Source organism: Candidatus Omnitrophota bacterium (assembly GCA_028715415.1).
Classification (GTDB): Bacteria; Omnitrophota; Gorgyraeia; order Gygaellales; family Profunditerraquicolaceae; genus JAQURX01.
Window position 1 is genome coordinate 1 of record JAQURX010000022.1, and the last position, 19967, is coordinate 19967.

General features: G+C 38.4%; 18 protein-coding genes and 3 tRNA genes. 3 read left to right on the plus strand and 18 right to left on the minus strand.

Translation table 11 applies throughout. The features are described 5' to 3' along the window. The 7 genes from PHO70_08200 to eno form a co-directional block, all read right to left on the minus strand. Positions 1 to 1397, minus strand: a 1397-nt coding sequence (locus PHO70_08200) for a phosphoribosylformylglycinamidine synthase subunit PurS (protein MDD5432944.1), incomplete at its 3' end; no start/stop codon positions are given. 50 nt (positions 1398 to 1447) lie between these two features. Further along, complete coding sequence (gene purB, locus PHO70_08205; protein ID MDD5432945.1) at positions 1448 to 2740, minus strand: adenylosuccinate lyase; 1293 nt, start codon at positions 2738 to 2740, stop codon at positions 1448 to 1450. 123 nt (positions 2741 to 2863) lie between these two features. Further along, positions 2864 to 5524: a cellobiose phosphorylase gene (locus PHO70_08210; protein MDD5432946.1), complete on the minus strand. Its 2661-nt coding sequence runs from the start codon at positions 5522 to 5524 to the stop codon at positions 2864 to 2866. A 33-nt stretch (positions 5525 to 5557) separates the two neighbouring features. Next, positions 5558 to 5911 (minus strand): PilZ domain-containing protein, encoded by a 354-nt coding sequence (locus PHO70_08215; GenBank protein MDD5432947.1) that lies wholly within the window; start codon positions 5909 to 5911, stop codon positions 5558 to 5560. Between the two features lie 83 nt (positions 5912 to 5994). Beyond that, positions 5995 to 6071 (minus strand) — tRNA-Met (locus tag PHO70_08220). 20 nt (positions 6072 to 6091) lie between these two features. Beyond that, a complete protein-coding gene (locus tag PHO70_08225) occupies positions 6092 to 6379 on the minus strand; it encodes a septum formation initiator family protein (GenBank protein ID MDD5432948.1) in 288 nt (95 codons plus the stop codon). 94 nt (positions 6380 to 6473) lie between these two features. Beyond that, positions 6474 to 7736, minus strand: coding sequence for a phosphopyruvate hydratase (eno, locus tag PHO70_08230; GenBank protein MDD5432949.1), 1263 nt, complete (start codon positions 7734 to 7736; stop codon positions 6474 to 6476). A 193-nt stretch (positions 7737 to 7929) separates the two neighbouring features. Here eno and PHO70_08235 point away from each other — a divergent pair, with 193 nt between their 5' ends. After that, positions 7930 to 9624 carry an AAA family ATPase gene (locus PHO70_08235; GenBank protein ID MDD5432950.1) on the plus strand — a complete coding sequence of 565 codons (1695 nt, stop codon included), beginning with the start codon at positions 7930 to 7932 and terminating at the stop codon, positions 9622 to 9624. Further along, positions 9569 to 10435 carry a hypothetical protein gene (locus tag PHO70_08240; GenBank protein MDD5432951.1) on the plus strand — a complete coding sequence of 289 codons (867 nt, stop codon included), beginning with the start codon at positions 9569 to 9571 and terminating at the stop codon, positions 10433 to 10435. The genes PHO70_08235 and PHO70_08240 overlap by 56 nt, the downstream gene beginning before the upstream one ends. Here the strand turns inward: PHO70_08240 and purN are convergent. The 3 genes from purN to PHO70_08255 form a co-directional block, all read right to left on the minus strand. After that, positions 10432 to 11031 carry a phosphoribosylglycinamide formyltransferase gene (gene purN, locus PHO70_08245; protein ID MDD5432952.1) on the minus strand — a complete coding sequence of 200 codons (600 nt, stop codon included), beginning with the start codon at positions 11029 to 11031 and terminating at the stop codon, positions 10432 to 10434. The genes PHO70_08240 and purN overlap by 4 nt on opposite strands. Positions 11032 to 11051: 20 nt before the next feature. Beyond that, positions 11052 to 12305 (minus strand): MFS transporter, encoded by a 1254-nt coding sequence (locus PHO70_08250; GenBank protein MDD5432953.1) that lies wholly within the window; start codon positions 12303 to 12305, stop codon positions 11052 to 11054. A 20-nt stretch (positions 12306 to 12325) separates the two neighbouring features. Next, positions 12326 to 12398, minus strand: a tRNA-Thr gene (locus tag PHO70_08255). 208 nt (positions 12399 to 12606) lie between these two features. Between PHO70_08255 and PHO70_08260 the strand changes: the two genes are divergently transcribed. Next, positions 12607 to 12807 carry a cold shock domain-containing protein gene (locus PHO70_08260; GenBank protein MDD5432954.1) on the plus strand — a complete coding sequence of 67 codons (201 nt, stop codon included), beginning with the start codon at positions 12607 to 12609 and terminating at the stop codon, positions 12805 to 12807. Positions 12808 to 12874: 67 nt separating this feature from the next. Here the strand turns inward: PHO70_08260 and PHO70_08265 are convergent. The 8 genes from PHO70_08265 to PHO70_08300 all read right to left on the minus strand — a co-directional run bounded on the left by PHO70_08265 (position 12875) and on the right by PHO70_08300 (position 19803). Then, positions 12875 to 12946 (minus strand) — tRNA-Phe (locus tag PHO70_08265). A 171-nt stretch (positions 12947 to 13117) separates the two neighbouring features. Further along, the gene (locus PHO70_08270; GenBank protein MDD5432955.1) at positions 13118 to 13504 is read right to left on the minus strand and encodes a DUF3568 family protein; all 387 of its coding nucleotides are present in this window, start codon (positions 13502 to 13504) and stop codon (positions 13118 to 13120) included. Positions 13505 to 13601: 97 nt separating this feature from the next. Then, positions 13602 to 15170: a sodium-dependent transporter gene (locus tag PHO70_08275; protein ID MDD5432956.1), complete on the minus strand. Its 1569-nt coding sequence runs from the start codon at positions 15168 to 15170 to the stop codon at positions 13602 to 13604. Beyond that, on the minus strand, positions 15145 to 15633 hold the full coding sequence (locus tag PHO70_08280) for a hydrogenase 3 maturation endopeptidase HyCI (protein ID MDD5432957.1): 489 nt from the start codon (positions 15631 to 15633) through the stop codon (positions 15145 to 15147). Before PHO70_08280 ends, PHO70_08275 begins: the two co-directional genes overlap by 26 nt. Then, positions 15617 to 15925: a hypothetical protein gene (locus tag PHO70_08285; protein ID MDD5432958.1), complete on the minus strand. Its 309-nt coding sequence runs from the start codon at positions 15923 to 15925 to the stop codon at positions 15617 to 15619. Before PHO70_08285 ends, PHO70_08280 begins: the two co-directional genes overlap by 17 nt. Beyond that, the gene (locus PHO70_08290; GenBank protein MDD5432959.1) at positions 15909 to 16550 is read right to left on the minus strand and encodes a hypothetical protein; all 642 of its coding nucleotides are present in this window, start codon (positions 16548 to 16550) and stop codon (positions 15909 to 15911) included. Before PHO70_08290 ends, PHO70_08285 begins: the two co-directional genes overlap by 17 nt. A gap of 11 nt (positions 16551 to 16561) precedes the next feature. Next, positions 16562 to 18574 (minus strand): patatin-like phospholipase family protein, encoded by a 2013-nt coding sequence (locus PHO70_08295; GenBank protein MDD5432960.1) that lies wholly within the window; start codon positions 18572 to 18574, stop codon positions 16562 to 16564. An 8-nt stretch (positions 18575 to 18582) separates the two neighbouring features. Then, the gene (locus PHO70_08300; GenBank protein MDD5432961.1) at positions 18583 to 19803 is read right to left on the minus strand and encodes a glycoside hydrolase family 1 protein; all 1221 of its coding nucleotides are present in this window, start codon (positions 19801 to 19803) and stop codon (positions 18583 to 18585) included. Between the last annotated feature and the right edge of the window lie 164 nt (positions 19804 to 19967).

Here is a 19967-nt window from a genome sequence, read left to right on the forward strand (position 1 = left end):
GCCATCTTTTTTTCCTGAATGGGGTTTCCAATCTGCACTGCCCCACTTGAAACTGTCTCTGATTCATGGGTAAGCTCACCGGAAGAAAATGTTGCGCCGTGTATTCCGTCCCTGCCTGTCCTGCCGCCTACAACAACAATCAAATCGCCTTCTTTTGTCTCTTTAAAAGATTTATCCTCAGGCATAATCCCGACTGTGCCGCAATATACCAAAGGATTCCCCACAAACCTCTCATGGAAAAGAATCGCCCCGTTTACTGTAGGAATCCCCATCTTATTTCCGTAATCCCTTACCCCGGAAACAACACCTTTCATCACGCGCTTTGGATGAAGGGTCCCTTTTGGCAATTTACTAAACGGATAATCAGGCGGCGCAAAACAAAAAACATCAGTATTTAAAATTGGCTTTGCCCCAAGGCCTGTGCCAAGCGGATCACGGATAACTCCACCGATTCCCGTATTTGCCCCTCCAAAAGGCTCAAGCGCTGAAGGATGATTGTGGGTTTCTACTTTAAAACAAACATTATATTTATCATCAAATTTAATCACACCGGCATTATCTTTAAAAACAGATACACACCAAGGCTTATTTAATTCTTTGGTTGCCTTCATAATCGTTGACTTAAGCAAACTGTCAATTTTTTTAGTTTTAGTTTTTTTGATTTTTTCAGTATAGGAAATTTTGCCTCGGAAAGTTTTATGCCAACAGTGCTCAGACCAGGTCTGGGCAACAGTTTCCAATTCGCAATCAGTGGGGTTGCGGCCAATTTTCTTGAAATAATTCTTAATCTGCCGCATCTCCGCAATATTCAAAAACAACTGCCCCTTCCTGCTGATTTCAAGAAGTTTCTTATCGGAAGCGCCAAGTAAATCTACATGTGATAGGCTAAACTTATATCCAATTCCCTCTCTGGATTTAACCTCAAGGCTCTCCGCGTCGGGCTTTACTATGTGTTGTATTAATTTGTTATAAAGAAGTTTTTCACAGATAGTTTGCAGTTTGGAATCGGAAAGGCTGCCTTTGATAAGATATTTTTTTGCGGTTTTAACTCTTGTAATGCCATTAATGCCTAAATCTTTAATTCCCTTTAGAACAGAATCTTGAACCGGGTCCATTACCCCGGGGTTATAAGCAACTTCAACAACAAATTCATTCCTCTGTTTCTGGCTCTTAGCACCAAGAGAAAAAGAATAATCCTGCGCAATGTTATCAACAAGCAATTCATCGCAGATTTTCTTGATCTCAGCGTCTAAAACATTCCCTTCTAAGATATAAACCTGAATAAATGTAACATCTTTGACTGCACCTATCCCAAGGTCGAGAATATCTTTCTTTATCCCCTCGCCAACAGCATCAAAAATGCCTTCTTTATCTCTAACTTCAATATGCCAGGACATCGGAACTCCGGATTACAAAAAGGTAGGAAAAATAATAACAAAAATTCTATTTATAAGCCGACTCTACGGAAAATCTTATTCACATTCCGCAGGTAATAATCAAGGTTAAATATATTATCTAATTCTTTTTCGCTTAAGTTCTTTGCAACAACACTGTCTAGCAATAAATTATTCTTAAAATCAGAGCCTGTTTCCCAGGTTTTCATCGCGCATCTTTGCACAAGATCATACGCAACCGGGCGTTTTAAACCTTTATTCATCAACTCAAGAAGGACTCTTTGGGAAAATATAAGCCCTTTTGTCTTAATCAAATTTGCCGCCATATTTGCAGGATAAACCTGCAAGCCGCTAATCACTTCAATAAATTTATTTAACATGTAATCAAGGGCAATTGTAGAATCCGGCATAATTACGCGTTCCGCTGAAGAGTGGCTAATATCACGTTCATGCCACAGAGGAATATTTTCCATTGCTACAAGAGCATTCCCGCGAAGGATACGGCTTAATCCGCAGATACGTTCACAAATTACAGGATTTCGTTTATGCGGCATAGCAGAAGAACCCTTCTGGCCCTTGCCAAAAGGCTCTTCAGCCTCCAAGACTTCGGTTTTCTGTAAATGCCTGATTTCTGTTGCAAACTTTTCCAAGCTTGAACCAATTAAAGCCAAAGTCATCATGTATTGCGCATAAACATCGCGCTGCACAATCTGTGTTGAGATCTTTGCAGCCTTCAATCCAAGTTTATTACATACATAGACTTCCGTTTCTGGTTCAATATTTGCAAAAGTGCCCACTGCTCCGGAGATTTTTCCCACAGAAACTGCTTGTTTTGCAGCAAGCATTCTTTCTAAATTACGCTTTGTTTCATCAAACATGAGAGCCAATTTCAAACCAAAAGTTGTCGGCTCAGCATGCACACCATGAGTTCTCCCGATACAAACTGTATCCTTATAAATCTTCGCTTTTTTAGCAAGAACTTTTAATAATTGATTTAAATCTTCTATAATTATACCTGAAGCGGCTTTAAGCTGGACGCCAAAGGTAGTATCAAGCACATCGCTTGAAGTAATCCCCATGTGCAGGTATTTTGCCTCCGGCCCAATATATTGTGCCACATTAGCCACGAATGCTACTACATCATGTTGAGTCTTAGCTTCAATTTTTGCGATTTCTTTCAGATTAAATTTGGCTTTTCTACGAATTTTACTTACTGCGGATAGAGGAACTTTCTTTTGTTTGGCAAGAGCTTCTAAAACAAAGATTTCAATATCCAGCATCGTCTTAAATTTAAACTCCTCCTGCCAGATATAATCCATTTTTGGAAGTGTATAACGAGCAATCATAAATACCCCCTTGAAGGGGCTTATTATAGCAAAAAGGTGGTTTCTTGGCAAGGTTAAAAACTAGGGGACGGTTCTATTTTTCTAACACTCTAATCCTAGAAAAATAGAACCGTCCCCGTTATTTTACCCTAATACAACTTCAATTTTATGGAGTTTGTTTTGAGGAAGCTTAAGGATGGACTTGCGGTCAATGAGGATTGAATAATCGCTTGTTTGCCGAATAGGTAAACTATTAAGGCTGGCTTTAATAATCTTAAACATGTTATTTGAATTCCTACTTGCGACAATAAACTTAACCTGTAGATTTCTTCCGGCGAAAACCCTACTTATGCTAATTGACTCATTATTTCTTAACTGCTCCGGAGAAATCTTTGGCTCAATTAATAAATCACCATCTTTGCCTTTTATTCCAAAGACTTGAGTTAAAAGTGTCAAAACATACCAGCTTGCTGAACCGGTAAGATACGAATACATCCCTTTTCCTTCAAGATTAAAATATTCCGGCAAACACGGATAAATTTTTGAATTAGGAGTATCTATAGATAATTTAAAAATTGAGTTTAAAACCCTCCAGCCCTCTAAAATAAACCCTTGCTTATACAAAGCATAGGCGAACATCACGACCATATGGTTAAAAAATGCCCCATTCTCTTTGTCTCCATAAGAAAAAGAAAACGCGCGGCCAAAATTATGCTGCTCGGATTTAAAATCCGTATTCAAACGATAACCATTGAGCTTTTTATCTTTAAGATATTTATCAGCACTTACTAAAATCTTCTCAATCTGCGAATCAAGCGCAACCCCACTCATTATCGGAAACACCTGCGAAGTAAGGGTCATTCTCATCAAGCCATTACTTTTACCGTCTATGCGGCGAGAACTATTATCATAATAACCATTAAACAAGCCTTCTTTAATCCATTCTTTGTTTCGGATATTGCTCATCATCCATTCTGATTTCTCTTCCAAGCGGGCCACCACATCTTTTACATCCAATTCAACCTTATCTCCTGAAACCGCAAGTTTTGTTTTTGCAAAATAATCTTTTAGCATTTTATGTTTCTCATTAACGCTATTATAATTAATCTTATTAAGCAAAATTGTTATTTCTTCGGCAACCTTAATTTTATTTTTCCCCGTCTTTAATAAAAGCTCAGCTAATAACTTTAGGTTATGCGCATACATCGCGCTAAAAGCCACGCTCTCTCCATTTTGAGGCGCCATATCCAAGCCATCATTCCAATCAGCGCCTTCCAAACGCACAGAATTATGCTTTCCAACATTATAAAACTGTACCAGATTTTGCACTAAAAGATGCTCTAAGATTGTGCCTTTATAAACTCTTCCCGATTTATCTTTTAAATTCTTACCGTAAGCAGAGGCCCAAGTGCGGTCAATTTCTTGCGCACGACTAACCTCATGGTTACGGAAATATGTTGCATCTTCAAATAATATGTTAAAATCTCCGGTTTCATTAATATACAAATCAAGAGTAATTAGCGGCCAAACACCATGGTCCATCCAGACGCGGCTTATATTATTGCGGTCAGCGATAAACTCTCCCGGATTCTTTCCAATAATTGTAGCATTTGAACCATCAATCCTAACTCCGGAGAAATTATTAATTAAAAGAGAGCGGACTGCGTGCGGGTCATTCAATATTAATCCAAGGCAATCCTGCCACAAATCCCTCCAACCACGCCCCCCTCTGCCATAATCAAAATCCGGCAAGAAAGAACAACCAAAGAGCTTTCTTAAAGTCGGCTGGATGCTAACCCAACGAAACCAATTATCAAAATCAGGATCAGCGCTTCTTAGATTAATCCTACTACTTAGAGAAACCCAATGTTCTTTTGTTATATTTAAGGCGAGCTTAACTTTAGTCAGGCTATTGAAATTATTCTTTATATTTTTAATTTGGGCAGCGTCTTCAACAATACCCATTACGATTATATACGAATGCGATCCACCCGGCTTAAGGCTTATGGAACGAAAACGCATTGCGCCCATAGGTTCCTTGCCCTGGATATTAATTTTAGTGGGAGGCAAATTTTCTAAAATGCTTTCCGGAGCTTCTAAATCCCCTCCCTCACCGCAAAACATTTCTTGCGTCGGATAAACATATTCCGGAGCTTTAAAATCTTGGTCCCAACCTAAAACAAAATAATTAAAATTATTAGATTTATGCCCCGCTTCATCAAATGAAAGTGTCGGTTTTGAAATTACGCCAAATTTATCAAGTGTGATTCTCTGTAAAAGGGAAGTTACGTGGCGGTGATCGCGGATATTATTTGCCCCCCTTGCATACATGGGAATTGCGGGAATAGGAGTAAATTTTATTTCTTTAGAGCTAATATTAGTTAATGTTACTTGCATTATTTCAACAGGCGAATCCAGAGGAACAAAAGAAAGAACCTCTGAACTTAGGCCGATTGATTTATTACTTCTGGTAATTTTCTGCCAAAGTAAGCCCGCCTCTAAACAAAACTTGTCACTATTAATCTGTTTTAAATCCTTAGAAACTCCTGTTGCCGACCAAACCTTATCTTTATTTATAAAAACCCAGAAATTTCTTGAAGACTTTAAATTTATTAAATCAATGCGTGAAACAGGGGAAAGCAAAAAAGAGTTCTGGTCTTTCTTGATATCTCCGTGCAGGTCGCTTGAAATCGAAGACATAAGAAATTCATTTGCCAAAGGGAAATAAAGGCTTTTAATCTTGTCCGCATAAAACGAATCAAAACTTCCTATGTTATCTGTAAACTTCCAAAGTTTTTTTTCCATGGATATTTAATTATGCCGGCAGGAATGCGTTACTCAACCGTGGTTAAGAAACTTACTTACTAACTTACGGATATTTTCTGTATCTTTCTCTTGGATATTGATAAATTTGATTCCGGTTTGATAAAGAACTTTGTCTTTATCTTTGTTCTCAATCTTACTCGTCCACCTTACCTCGCCTTCGCACTTTATCGCTAATTTCTGCTCTGGAAGAAATATATTTAATTTCACAATGCCACCAACTGGCATTTTCTTATCCAAGACTATTCCAACGCCACCCTCACAAAGGTTTTCAGTGTAATACAAGAAAACAATTGAGCTATCCGGATAAACGGCAGATAAATCACAATTAATTTTAATCCTATGATGTTTTCTTTTTTCTTCGTGCATGTAATTATTTTACCTAAAAAACAAAAGTTTGCAATAAATAATTAGGGACACATCCTATTTTCTTGAATGTGTCCCTGAATTATTGGTTGCGGGGGCCCGATTTGAACGGACGACCTCAAGGTTATGAGCCTTGCGAGCTACCAGGCTGCTCCACCCCGCGAAACTTACTAAAGAACAAATCTATCTTTTTCCTTTGCTACTCGGGATTATTTTTATGGGAATCTCCCCTCTACGCACCACACCCATCTTTTCCCTTGCTATCTTTTCCTGATAAAGAGGGTCATCCTGAATCCGGCTTAACTCCTGCTGCATCAGCGAATTCTCAATAGCAAGCTTTTTAATCTTACCGGTTAAATCGCGGTTTTTATCCCGTAAATCCTGCAGTTTTGTATAGCCCGGTAAAAACACTACTAACAAAAATACCGCAATCCCAAAAAGACAGAAGGCTTTCCTCAATATTGGCAGCATTATTTATACTTGCGCGGCTACAAAACCGCGTTAATGTAAGTTACATATGGAGCCTGCCGCTCAAGTATTCCTCTACAGAGACCCATAATTAACTTCATTTCTTTAACGTCCCCGCGTAAATAGCCTTTGAACCTAACTCTTCTTCAATCCTTAAGAGTTCATTATATTTACAAATCCTGTCTGTACGGGATAAAGATCCGGTTTTAATCTGGCCACAGCCAGTTGCAACTGCAAGATGCGCGATAGTCGTATCTTCAGTTTCACCGGAGCGATGCGAAACAATTGCTTTATACTTGTTGCGCTTAGCAATATTAATTGCCTGAAGTGTTTCTGAGAGAGAACCGATCTGATTTACTTTTATCAGTATAGCATTTCCTATCTTTTCTGCAATGCCTTTTTTGAAAATCTTAGGATTGGTAACAAATATATCATCCCCAACCAATTGAACTTTAGAGCCTAATTTTGCTGTCATATCTTTCCAGCCATCCCAATCATGCTCGCCAAGGCCATCTTCAATAGAAAGAACGGGATACTTGCTAATCCATTTTTCGTAGATCTGGATTAAATCCGCGGAATTCTTTTGGTTCTTTTCAAATGTATAAACTCCCTCTTTGCAAAAAGAACTAGCAGCGCAATCCAGAGCAAGGCTGACATCGCGGCCTGCTTTATAACCTGCCCTCTCAATTGCTTGGATAATTAACTCAAGCGCTTCTTCATTTGACTGCAGATTTGGGGCAAAACCTCCCTCGTCTCCGACGGAAGTAGATAAACCCTTTGATTTAAGAAGTGATTTTAAATTATGAAAAACCTCAGTTGCGTATCTTAAACATTCACGAAAACTGGGAGCTCCAATCGGCATAATCATAAATTCTTGGATATCTAAATTATTATCAGCATGCATTCCGCCATTTAAAATATTCATGAGAGGAATCGGTAAAATCCTTGCCTTTTCCCCGCCTAAAAATCTATATAATGGCTCTTTCTTAGAAAGGCTTGCTGCCTTTGCCACTGCCATAGAAACACCTAAGATTGCATTAGCGCCAAAATTTCCCTTGTTCTCAGTGCCATCTAATTTTATTAAAAGCCTATCAATATTTTCAAAATCAGGAGTTAAACCCTTTATTTTAGAAGCAATTACAGTATTTACATTATTAACTGCTTTTAAAACACCTTTACCTAAATATCTTTTCTTGTCGCCATCTCTTAATTCCAAGGCTTCATTGTCTCCGGTAGAAGCTCCCGAAGGAACAGCTGCGCGACCTAAAATACCATTATCTAAGAGCACATCAACTTCAACTGTCGGGTTACCACGAGAATCTAAAATTTCTCTTGCAACAACCTTCTTGATCTTTGCCATTTTAAGTTTCTCCTCTTATTAATTTTGTTAGGTTATTGGATTAATTAAAGGTAGAGTTATATTATACATAGCGAAATCCCTGCGTCAAGGAAAATTCAAGTTTATGTAAATTATCCTTCTGCGGGCGACGCCGGGCCGGGCAGCCGCTAAATCAATTGACAGGGCAAAAAAGTTGTGCTATTTTGTTTAGCATATGAAAAAGAATAAGATTAAATTATTCTTCAAGCTGCACTGGATAAGCATTATCGTAGCAATAAGCGTCATAGCGCTTATTATTTCTTTTATCATCTTCCTTAACGCTTCAATTAACGCTTGGCTTACCTCTGAATCATACTTTAAAAAATCAATCCTTGCGCAAAACGCAGTCTTCTTTTATATCTTTTTAGTCCTCCAATTAATCAGCTTACCATTAAGCGGCCTTCTCTGGATATGGGTTATGCGCGGTGGGCATATGAAATTCTCCCATATCGGGAAAAAAGCTGTTGAAGGAAAAGATATCCGTATCCACTGGAGCGATGTAATCGGTATGGATGAGGCGAAAGAAGAAGCCTCGGAAGTAGTCCGTTTAGTCTCTGACCGCGCTAAACTTCAGGCAATCGGCGGAAAGATTTTACGCGGCATCCTTATGATTGGCCCTCCGGGCTGCGGCAAAACATACCTTGCAAAAGCCATTGCTACAGAATCAAACCTTCCTTTCATTGCCATGTCAGGTTCGGAATTTATTGAGATGTTTGTGGGCGTTGGCGCAAGCAGAATCCGTAAATTATTTAAACAAGCGCAAAATCTAGCTTATGCCGAGGGTGGATGTATTATTTTTATTGATGAACTTGATGCAGTAGGCGCACAGCGCGCGGTTGACCGCGGGTTCGGCGGACAAACTGAATCCAACACTACTTTAAACCAACTTCTTATAGAAATGGATGGTTTAAAGGAAAAAGATTACAATATAATTATTATCGGAGCGACCAATGCCCCTGAAACTTTCTTAGATAGAGCCCTTCTTAGGCCGGGAAGATTTGACAGAAAGATTTATGTAAACCTACCCAATCTTGAAGAAAGAGAGAAACTTTTTGATTATTACCTTAAAGATGTAAAGTGCGATAATACAATTGATAGAAAACGCATGGCTCGCATGACCGTAGGAAACAGCCCTGCTGATATCTCAAACCTTGTCAGAGAAGCCGCATTAATTACAGTTAGAAATAAAAAAGAGTTAATCTCAATGAAAGAAATCTCCGAAGCATTCGATAGGGTTGAAATGGGGATTAAACATAAAGTTGTATTCACTCAAAGCGATAGGGAAAAAATTGCTTATCATGAAGCAGGGCATGCAATAGCCATGTATTTCCTCGCCCCACATAAAGATGTATTTAAAGCCACTATCCTGGCGCGCGGAGGAGCATTAGGATTTGTTATGCCGCATCCCCGCGAAGAAATCCACGTACGCACAAAAGATCAATACATGGGAGATATAAAAGTCTGCCTTGGTTCTTATGTCGCTGAAAAACTAAAATTGAAAGTAACAACATCGGGAGTCAGCCAGGATTTTAATAACGCAATGAATTATGCATATCATATGGTTTGGCTTTGGGGGATGGGCAAATCTGGCCTTGTTGGAGACTATAGCCTTTTAGCCAGCATGAGTTCGAGCCTGGGAGTATTTAGAGGAGAAAACGTCTCTTATATTTCAGAAGAACTCAAAACGAAATTGAATAACGATGTGCAACAAATACTAAATGAATGCTTAAAGGAAGTTGAAGAGCTCCTTACAAAAGAATCTACGCTTCTGGACCGATTTGCCACAGAATTACTTGCCAAAGATGAGCTTAATTATGACGAGATTGAAGCGATATTTAAAGAATTTGGTAAAACCCGCCCTGCTTTTTAGCGCAATATCTTTCCTGCTTATCTTAGGCTGCTTTGATTCCAACATTCAGCCAACCTACAAAGAAGAAGATATTCCATACCTTGTTAAAAAAATCTGTAAAGACGAATATTCTCTTGATGTTACTGCAACCAGGACTCCAACAACTCTATGGATATACGCCCCCTTAGATAAACTGCTTCACAAAGATTATGGGGTCAAAGAAGATAAGTTCTTTGATGATGAAATCACAGAAAAGTTAAGAAATATCATCACAACTACTGGGAGAGTATTAATCAGCTCTGATAATGCTCCGGAATTCTATGCAATATTAGCCTCGGATATCCAATCCGGCATTGATTACACAATGATTGGAAATGTAATGGATATAAAAAAATCTTACGCCGGGACTATCCCAATGATGGAGGCTAACCGCAGGTATGTTGTTGATTTTAAAGCTGCTCCTGAAGCTATAGGAGATTTAACGGGGAATCATCTTAAAGGAAGAAATATAACACTACCCGTATTCTTAGCAGAACAGATTGCCCAAAGAATCAGTTTTAGGTTTCAGGATGAATGGCTAAAGGATTACTTTAAAGTAGAGAGTTCCACTGGAAAATTTGGAAAATATACTTTTAAAATTGAATATGAAATAACGCAGATTAAAAAACCGCCGAAGAAAATAATTATAAAAAATGAGGTCTTGGATATTATCGCTTACTGTTTAAAAACCTACGACTTTAAAGACTTTTCAATGGTAGAAGTTACGGATTTGGCAACAAAAGAAAGGTCTGACCTAAGTAAAGCGGTAATTCTTGCAAGGCCGATCAATTAGCTTATCTTTACTTTCCTACCCTTAATCTTAAGATTACCTTTAAGAATCAATCTGATTGCTTCCGGATAAAGCCTGTGTTCAACCTTATGTATTTTCTCTTCCAATGATTCCAAGGTATCAGTTTCTTTAACACAGACTTCCTCTTGCAGGATTATAGGCCCATGGTCCATTTCTTGATCTACAAAATGTATCGTAACTCCTGTAACCTTTACGCCATAATCAAAAGCGTCTTTTATAGCAGTTGCCCCTTTAAAAGCAGGCAAAAGAGCGGGATGGACATTTATAATACGCCCTGAATAAGCCTTTACAAAATCAGCGCTTAGCATACGCATAAAACCAGCCATAATAATTAAATTAATCTTATTTTCTTTTAAATGCTCTATAATCTTCTTCTCAAAATCTTTTTTGCTTAAGAAATCCCCTCTTTTTACCAAAGCCACTTTTATTTTAGCAATATTTGCCTTTTTTATTACGGGAGCTTGGGGGTTATCGCAAACCAATAAAGATAGATTAGCCTTAAAGATACCTTTCTTCCTGGCATTGACAAGCGCCTGAAAATTACTGCCTCTGCCGGAAGCAAAAACAGCTATATTCATACTTCCCCTCCCCTTATATTCTAATCCAGCCAAGCGATCTTTCGGTAACAGATTAAGTTAACTATCCCCAAAACACAGATAACGCATCCAACAACAACGAGTATCAGAAAATGAGAAAATCTTTCAGCTAGCAAGCTGCTGATAAACATAAACAGTAAAAATCCCGCATGCATTACAATCTCAAGAGAACTAAAAATCTTACCCCGCATTTCACTATCGCTTGAATTATGTATAATCGTATTTGAGGCAATCATTATCGGTGAAATTAAAATACCTAAAGCAAAAGAAAGCTCCGCTGCTACAGTAAAACTCGGGAAGCTATGTAGAGTTAATGCAAAGACAATCAGCATTGCCCCGCTTAGGAAGAGCGAAGTAAATATTACCTTATATTGGGATATCTTCTGGCCAAACCTTCCGTAAACAAGAGAGCCGACAAAAAGCCCGATTCCTAAAAACATAACCAAGAGCCCTAAGTCCTTAGTCGCGGAACGCAAAGTCTTTTGGACAAAAACAATTATCACCACATACACTGAACCTAAAGCCGACCATAAAACAAAATTAATCCCCGCGGTAAAGCGGATTCCTTTATTCTTAATAAAATAAAAAACTCCTTCTTTAAGCTCAAGAAAAAAAGACTTTTTGAAAACCTCTACTATTTCCTTACTTACAGTCTTAAAACTCATTACGTTTTTTGCTTTTTTTACTATGCAAAAAATACATATTGCTGAAATAAGAAAACTTAATGAATCAAGGTAAAATCCCTTTGATGCACCCAGCCATTCAACTAAAATTCCACTTATACCAAAACCCAATACAGCAGCAATCATGCCGGTTGTGTTAACCAATGAATTTGCCAGCAATAAATCCTTTTTTTGCACTAGATCCGGTATAATAGACATTTTTGCAGGGACAAAAAATCTCCCTATAGAAAATATTACAAATATAATTGCGTAGATTGGGACGAGAGACTTTGAATTAAAAAGAAAAAATGGAATGGTAAATACTAAGGCTGCCCTAAGAAAATCACTTACATACATAGTGCGCCTTCTGTCCCATCTATCAACGTAAACCCCTGCAATCGGGCCAATTAAAAATACAGGAATAATGGTAAAAGAAAGAATTTTTGCGATTTGCATACTTGAACCCGGTGCGCGGGAATAGATAAAAGCAAGCAAAGCCATCTGATCAAGCCTATCTCCCAACTGAGAGATAATCTGGCCTATCCAGAGCAAGAAAAAATTCCTGTTTTTTAAAACTTCTTTAAATTTTGACATACATTTACAGAATTTAAAAAAGCCGATGAGTGGAATCGAACCACCGGCCCGCGCTTTACGAAAGCGCTGCTCTACCAACTGAGCTACATCGGCACTACAAGCTTAAATAATTATATCAACTTACGACAAATAGTCAACTATATGTCAGAAAAACTATTGACAAAACAATCAGCTTTGCTATAATTCTTTTGTAAACAACAGTTTAAAGGAGCATTAACATTAGAAACACGCAACCGTAAAGCAAAAAGAATATAATTAAAAGCTTTACGGTTTTTTTATGAAGGGGGTGAATAAGTAACAAATGGCAAAAGGTAAAGTAAAGTGGTTCAGTAATCAAAAGGGTTATGGTTTTGTAACTGGTGAAGACGGAAAAGACGTTTTTGTACACTATAGCGCAATTACAGGAGATGGATACAAGACCCTAAACGAAGGTGACGCCGTGGAATTTGACGTAAGTCAAGGGCCTAAAGGCGAGCAGGCTACCAACGTAAAAAAGGCTTAAAAATAACCTGGTTGCAAAAGAAATCCCGCCTCTTTAGAAATAATGAGGCGGGATTTTTATTTAAAAATGCCGAGAGAGGGAATCGGACCCCCCACGCCGGCCTTTTCAGGGCCGCGCTCTACCACTGAGCTATCTCGGCAAGACAAATCGTTTCAGAGTATAGATTTTACCACAAAAGGCGAAAATAGCAAATGAAAAAGTTTTTCGGGCTTTAGCCCAAAGTTTATACAACAAAATACTTGTGCGGCCAGCTCCATCCATACTCCTAAGGCATAGTCTCTAGCCGCGCAAGTATAGATTATATTTAATCCTACTTGGCAAAATCCATGATTTTTACAAAAAGCTCCTGTGAAAGAGCTAAATTCGGGAAATGGAATTTACGGCTAGCTACCTTTAAACGAGTCGTTGCCAAGGTCACCTTAACCAAAGTAATAGTCACCCGGCTTGAATCTGCCTGCATCTCAATAATACCTTTAGTAAAATCTTCTTTTTTTACTTTTCCGCGAATTCTGGCTACTTCAACAGCCGCATTCCAAAGGCTATCATAGTTTTTATCAGTCTCACCTTGCACCGTATCCCGGCTTGCGGCATAGCCTCCAATAGCTCCAACCGCTCCTCCAACAATCAAAGGAGCACAACCAGAAATGCCTGTTAATAACGCGGAACATAGAACTATTAAACTTAACACTTTTTTCATTTGATTTCCTTTCTTGAAAAAACCTTATTAAAACAAAAAATTGTTAATGCGATAATAAAAACCCAGGAGAAAACAATAAATAACCAACCACTGAAACTCATGTCATCCTCTCTTCATTTAACCTTTTCTTTTTCCAGGCAAATCTCACCAAAACAGCCAAAACCAAGAATACAAACAACAACCCTACCCTTGTCCCGAGAATATAAGGCTTAGCAGCAGCCGTAACATTCTTCATAAAGATTATCGGAATCCACTCCTGCCAAAGCCACATGCCTAATATAAAAAACAAAAATGAAGGAGTAATATATTTAATAATAAATTTATAAATCTTCGGGATTCGCATATCAGCGCCTTTATGTATTTCATCCCAAGCCTTACCCATCCCGAACACCCAAGCAAAAAGAATGGTCTCAATTGTAGCAAATAAAACCAAGAAAAATGTTCCTCCCCAGAAATCTAACTCATCAACAACGCCATTCTTAAGAAAAAATATAGCCGGCTGGCAAAGAAGAAAAGTAACTGCTCCAAATATCGCAACAGCTTTTTTCCTGCTTATATCAAATTCATCCTCAAGAAAAGCAACTGCCGGCTGGGCAAGAGAAACTGAAGAAGTAATTCCCGCTAAGAATAAGAGGAAAAACCAGGAAAAACCAAATAACATAGCAAACGGCAATTTATTTAAAACAAGCGGCATAGTAACAAACCCTAAGTTAAATACACCTGATTGGGCAATTTGTTTGATATCCACCGGGCCAAAGAAAACAAAAGCTGCCGGGATTACAATACTTCCTCCTAATATTACTTCGGCGAATTCATTAGTGCTTGCAGCTGTAAGCCCGGATAAGACAACATCATCTCCTTTAGAAAGATAACTTGCATAGGTCAATATCACTCCGATACCGACACTTAAGGTAAAAAATATCTGCCCTGCTGCCTCAAGCCAAACTTTAGCAGATTTTAACGCGGAAAAATCAGGATTCCACAAGAACCCAAATCCATTTTGAATATTCCAAAGTGGTTTATTTAAATCCGGAGTGCCTAAAGTAAATACTCTTATTAAAAGTATGAATCCAAAAATAAATAACAATGGCATTGCCCATTTACAAAGCTTTTCTATGCCGCCTTTTATCCCATGATATATAACTAAAATATTCAAAGTAAATGTAGCCAAGAAAAAGGTATACGCTGGGCCGATACCTTGGAAGAATTGATTCTTTTCCAGGCCCTGGAAAGCGCTTAAAAAGCTTTTCATTGAAGCCTGGTCGCTAAGGGCTCCATATTTACCTGTCAGGGCAAAAAAACTATAAGCCAAAGTCCAGGATTCTATATAGGTATAATATATAAATATTACTAAGGGGCCAAAAATCCCGATAACGCCAAAATATTTAATAAAACGGTTCTTCTGCCAAATACTGTGGAATATCCCCGGGGCAGTCCCATGCCCAAAACCTCCTCCATAACGGCCAAGGGTCCACTCAATCCACATAAGAGGAATCCCTAACAAAAGCAATGATACAAAATAAGGAATCATAAAAGCGCCGCCCCCATTGGAGGCAGCTTTGGCGGGAAAACGCAAGAAATTACCTAATCCGATTGCCGAGCCTGCTACAGCCATAATAATACCCAGCCGAGAACCCCAGTTATCCCGTTTTTTTGCCTGCTTCATAATTTAAGAACCAATCTTCTAATTTATTTAATGCCTGAGCCATTTCCGGGCTTAAGTTATCGCCGAAAACAACTGTTTTTGGCTGAATAGCCAAAATAATTATATCCAGCTGCAAACTGCTTTGCAAGTAGTTTATCGTTAATGAAAGTGATGCGTTATGCGTTGAGAATAAATTAATTGTTTTTAATTCATCTCCTTCTAACAACCTGATCTCTCCCGGATTTCCGCCAAAATCAACTGCATCAATAATAAGAATTGTGTTCGGTTTTTCTTTTACAGCCTTTCCCAAATAATTTTCCGGGCCTGTGCCTGCGTCCCAGACCATAAAAGGAACTTTGCCTATTAAACGATTGGCCAAAATTGAGCCAACTCCGTCATCGCTACGCAAAGTATTCCCAATTCCTAAAATTACCACCTTGCCTTTTAAATGTTCCTTAAGATGATTACTAAAACTTTTTTCCATGGCGGTATGGACGGGTTTTATTGTATTCAATTTTCTTAATCAAAGCGTCTTCCAGGTTAATTTCTCTTGCTCCGCAATAATCAAAGATGCGGATACAGCAATCAGCCAGTTCTTCTGCGATATATTCTTTTTTGCCGTGATTTCGCATTGCTTCAAGGGCTTCGGATAATTCCGAATGCATAAGGGCGATAAGCTCTCCCTCATTGCGCTCGTTTTCCCACCATCCCTTTTCTTTCGCGATTTTGTGGCAAATCTCAATTAATTCACTGATATTTTTATTGCTTTTTTTCATTAGTGGCCCCTTGTGTTTGACTTTGTTCAACTGGTTTTGTCTGAACAGATAATATTACATTTTCAACTTTTGGTTGCTGTTGGCTTACAACCGGTTCTTCTTTTACCGGAGCTGTTTGTTGATCAATTTGCGGTTTTTTTTCATTAACCTTGCTAAGCTTTTCTTTTTGCTCAATTAAAGATTCTTCTAGGGCAAGAAAAACTTTACCTGAAAGAGTATCTTTAGCATAAGTACTCGGAGAGGTCACTTCAATCTGTGTATTGTTAGCATCTATATTTGTAAAGAAGAACCCAACTTCAGTAGTATCTCCAGAAGGAGTAGAAATAGAATCTGAATTAGCATCTGCTGAATAGCTGGCCGCGGAAAGATAAACTGCAATCATCTTCTTTGCCTTGTCCTGAGCATATATGTAGGAACCTTTCTTTATCAGAATCTCCCTTGTTTTATTAAAACAAGTGTCAAAATCATAATTAAAAGTCTTTTTAACGGCATTACTCCTGCCCTTCTCTAATTCTTTTGTTGAAATCCCCATCACGCATTTAATATCTTCTTTAAGCCCCGAACAACCGGAAAATATTACGGCAAAACACACAACAAGAAAACCACTAACTAATTTTCTTCTCATGATACCTCCAATTATTCATTAACCATCTTTAATATTTTATCAAGATGCCTGCGCGCTTCCTCTTCCCCTCTTTTTGCAAATTCCTGCGCACGCCCCAATTCCATCCAATGCATCCCGCTTGTATCCGGATGCAAAACAACATCAGCAAGCAACCCCTCCCTCTGAGCTAATTCCGACTGCATAAATTCTATACTGTTAAATACCGTATTGATGATATTCGTCCTCAACTTCTCCTTGAAATACCTTATAGGATTAATCAAAGCCGACTTCAAGCCTGTTTTATAGGCTTTATTAATACTTTCTTTTAAAGCATCTCGTTGCCGCAGTAAATCCTCGCGTGAAGGAGTTACGTTAACTGCGATAATTTTATTTATCCCCATCGCAAAAAGCGGCTCAGTAGGCAATGGATGGATTATACCGCCGTCAAAAAGCACGTCTCCTTTAAACCTGAAGGGGCTAAATACTCCGGGCATAGAACAACTTGCCATAATCGCATCAACAAGAAACCCTTTCTCTATCACCCTAGGCTCTTTCATGTTTACATCGCTTGCAACAATTTTTAAGGGTAACTTTAAATCATTAAAGGTCTTATTCCCGAAATACTTCTTTAAAAAATTATAAAGTTTCTTCCCTTTGATAAAGCCGACCAACGGCAGAGTAAAATCCATAAGAGCCCAGATATATCTTGGGTCTTTGAATTCCTGGGTAATCCTTAGTATTTCATTTGCTGACCGGCCGGTTGCCCAGAGGCTTGCAATTACAGAGCCCATGCTTGAGCCGACGATAACATCTATGGGGATTCTTTCTTCTTCAATGACTTTTAAAACTCCAATATGGCACAGCCCATAGGCAACGCCAACACCAAGCGCCAGCCCCACCAAACAATCCCCTGATTGCCGGGAAATTCTTCTTATTGCCCTTGCGTATTCTGAATTAGGCTCATCCAAAACTATCCTGTCATGTGTTCCTAATTCAATTTTGGGTAGAGTCGCGTATATGTTTTGCCCTAATAAATCTACCTGCTCCTCGAAATTAAGCCCCGAAAGCTTATATTCATTAATAATGATTTTTATTTTTGAATCATAGAATTCAAATTCATCTTTTAATCTTTTAACAAGATTATGCGTGCGTTTTAAATCTACCTCATCCGGGCTGGTTAAAACATGGATAGAATCAGACTGGTTTAATATACTAAAAACAAACTTGTCCATCTCCGAAGGAAGGTCTAAAACAATGTAATAATAATCATTTGCTAACAGAGAAAAGATTCCGATTAACCTCTTAATGCAGCTTTCATTTTCCGGATCATAATTAAAAAAAGCTACATCAATACCGAATTTATCATTAATGATGTGCTCTCTTATCAAATCATAGGTAACGTTCAGGCTTGTTAAGTCTAAAACTTTATGATCACTTGCTACATCTAATTTTGCAGCGAGGCTGTGCTTTTTATCTTTAGCACAAACATCAAGGATAATAAGAGGCTTGTGCGTTTCTTTGTTTAAACCCAAACCCAGATTTAAAGCATAAACGGTTTTGCCAGCCTGGGGATAAGAACTAAAAACAGAAATTACCTTGCTTTCAAAAACAGTCTTCTGATGGATATCCTTGCTCTTAAGGCGCCTGCTAAGTGTATGGCTGAAATCAATGGCAAGAGCGGGAATTCTTTCTAAAACCCGGACAAAATCTTCTTTTTTAATAACAAGTAATACGCAATCATTTAAAGCCTTGGCGCTTACCGAGTGAGCTTCGCCCGTCAGAAGGGAAATTATCCCAAAGTATTTTCCCCTATGCAGGTATTCTAATACGGTTTCCTTGCCGAATTTATTATGCGCAAAGATCAATACTCTCCCCATTACAACACAATAGAAAAAAGAAGCCGGGCTAGCCTCTTCATAAATCAGCTGGTTCTTCTTAAACTCAACAACTTCAGAATGATCCCTTATAAAATCCCGGTCAACTTCGCTCAAAGAAACAAATAAGGGAAACTCTCTTAATATTAAATCTTTATTGATTAATTCCATAAATTAACCTAATCCAAGCTTCCTGTTTTACAAACATTCGCGAAATTAACCGCGCTCTGGCGTATTGTTCTTGCAAAATTATTATAATCTATGCTAATAAGCCCAAACCGATGGGAGAAACCCTTATCCCATTCAAAATTATCCATTAACGACCAGTAAATATAACCTTTAACCTTAATTCCATCCTTAAGGGCACGATGCACCATTTTCAGATGTTCGCTAATATAATCCCATCTTAAAGAATCATCTTCCGTACAAATGCCATTTTCAGTAATTATGATTGGCAGGTTATATTTCTTGAAGCCTTTGAGGACATCATATAAACCCTGCGGGTATATATCCCACCCAAGAGAATTCTTGGCTAAAGGATGGTGTTGGCTTGTGCAAACATCAAGGATAAGATTATGTATTCCCCATCCCTTTACCTCAACCAAAGAACGAGTATAGTAATTAATACCTATGTAGTCAAGCGCCCTATGTTTAAATAACTTGTCTATAAAATCAAGATTATACCATTTATTTCTTAAAGCGCAGGCAATTTTATTCCGTAAATTATCCTTACAAGGAACAAAAGCCTGAGCATTATGAGCAATGCTTACAAAAGGAGGATTTAAACCTTTAGACCTGTAGATATCGTGAATAGCTTTATAGCAACTAATATGAGCGTTTGCAAGATTATTTAAGACGATTCTTGTTTTAGAAATTGATTTCTTCTGCGGAGGCCAAGCTCCGATAAGATATGCATGGTAAGCGTAAACATTCGGCTCGTTTATAGTTACCCAAAACCGCACTTTTTCTGAAAGAGCGTTTACTATGAACTTCACGTAGCGCAAAAAAAACTTTTCGGCTTCCCCGCTCTCCCATCCGCCTAAACGAGAGAACCACAAAGGATTAGTAAAATGATGTAAAGTTACAATGGGTTCAATATTCCTCTGCCGCAAAGCATCAATTACATCAATATAATGCTTTAATTGACTCTCGGAAAATTCTTGGTTTGATGGCTCAATACGGCTCCATTCAATAGAAATCCGATGTGCATTATGGTTTAACTCCGCTGCCTTATCAAAGTCCTCTCGGAAAAGATCGTAGTGGCGACAAGCATGGCCTGAGACATCTTTTAAGCCAACCTTCTTCTCCCATTCCCACCAATCGCAATTTGAATTATCCCCTTCCACCTGATAAGAGGATGTAGCAGCGCCCCAAAGAAAATCTTTAGGAAATATAGGCATGGACCTATTATAACACTGCCAAATAAAAAATCCCAACATGTTTTTGTTGGGACCATAAAAGAAAGGGCCGATAAAGGCATTCGTTACACGCCAGAATCATCACCTTCTTCGGCAACCCAGCCACCATCCCCCGAGCCTGATGCCCGAGGATTAGGCCTGTGGCT

Coding starts and splice junctions, on each gene's coding strand:
- purB (MDD5432945.1), bottom strand. CDS start 2,740: ATGATTGCTCGTTATACACTTCCAAAAATGGATTATATCTGGCAGGAG.
- PHO70_08210 (MDD5432946.1), bottom strand. CDS start 5,524: ATGGAAAAAAAACTTTGGAAGTTTACAGATAACATAGGAAGTTTTGAT.
- PHO70_08215 (MDD5432947.1), bottom strand. CDS start 5,911: ATGCACGAAGAAAAAAGAAAACATCATAGGATTAAAATTAATTGTGAT.
- PHO70_08225 (MDD5432948.1), bottom strand. CDS start 6,379: ATGCTGCCAATATTGAGGAAAGCCTTCTGTCTTTTTGGGATTGCGGTA.
- eno (MDD5432949.1), bottom strand. CDS start 7,736: ATGGCAAAGATCAAGAAGGTTGTTGCAAGAGAAATTTTAGATTCTCGT.
- PHO70_08235 (MDD5432950.1), top strand. CDS start 7,930: ATGAAAAAGAATAAGATTAAATTATTCTTCAAGCTGCACTGGATAAGC.
- PHO70_08240 (MDD5432951.1), top strand. CDS start 9,569: ATGACGAGATTGAAGCGATATTTAAAGAATTTGGTAAAACCCGCCCTG.
- purN (MDD5432952.1), bottom strand. CDS start 11,031: ATGAATATAGCTGTTTTTGCTTCCGGCAGAGGCAGTAATTTTCAGGCG.
- PHO70_08250 (MDD5432953.1), bottom strand. CDS start 12,305: ATGTCAAAATTTAAAGAAGTTTTAAAAAACAGGAATTTTTTCTTGCTC.
- PHO70_08260 (MDD5432954.1), top strand. CDS start 12,607: ATGGCAAAAGGTAAAGTAAAGTGGTTCAGTAATCAAAAGGGTTATGGT.
- PHO70_08270 (MDD5432955.1), bottom strand. CDS start 13,504: ATGAAAAAAGTGTTAAGTTTAATAGTTCTATGTTCCGCGTTATTAACA.
- PHO70_08275 (MDD5432956.1), bottom strand. CDS start 15,170: ATGAAGCAGGCAAAAAAACGGGATAACTGGGGTTCTCGGCTGGGTATT.
- PHO70_08280 (MDD5432957.1), bottom strand. CDS start 15,633: ATGGAAAAAAGTTTTAGTAATCATCTTAAGGAACATTTAAAAGGCAAG.
- PHO70_08285 (MDD5432958.1), bottom strand. CDS start 15,925: ATGAAAAAAAGCAATAAAAATATCAGTGAATTAATTGAGATTTGCCAC.
- PHO70_08290 (MDD5432959.1), bottom strand. CDS start 16,550: ATGAGAAGAAAATTAGTTAGTGGTTTTCTTGTTGTGTGTTTTGCCGTA.
- PHO70_08295 (MDD5432960.1), bottom strand. CDS start 18,574: ATGGAATTAATCAATAAAGATTTAATATTAAGAGAGTTTCCCTTATTT.
- PHO70_08300 (MDD5432961.1), bottom strand. CDS start 19,803: ATGCCTATATTTCCTAAAGATTTTCTTTGGGGCGCTGCTACATCCTCT.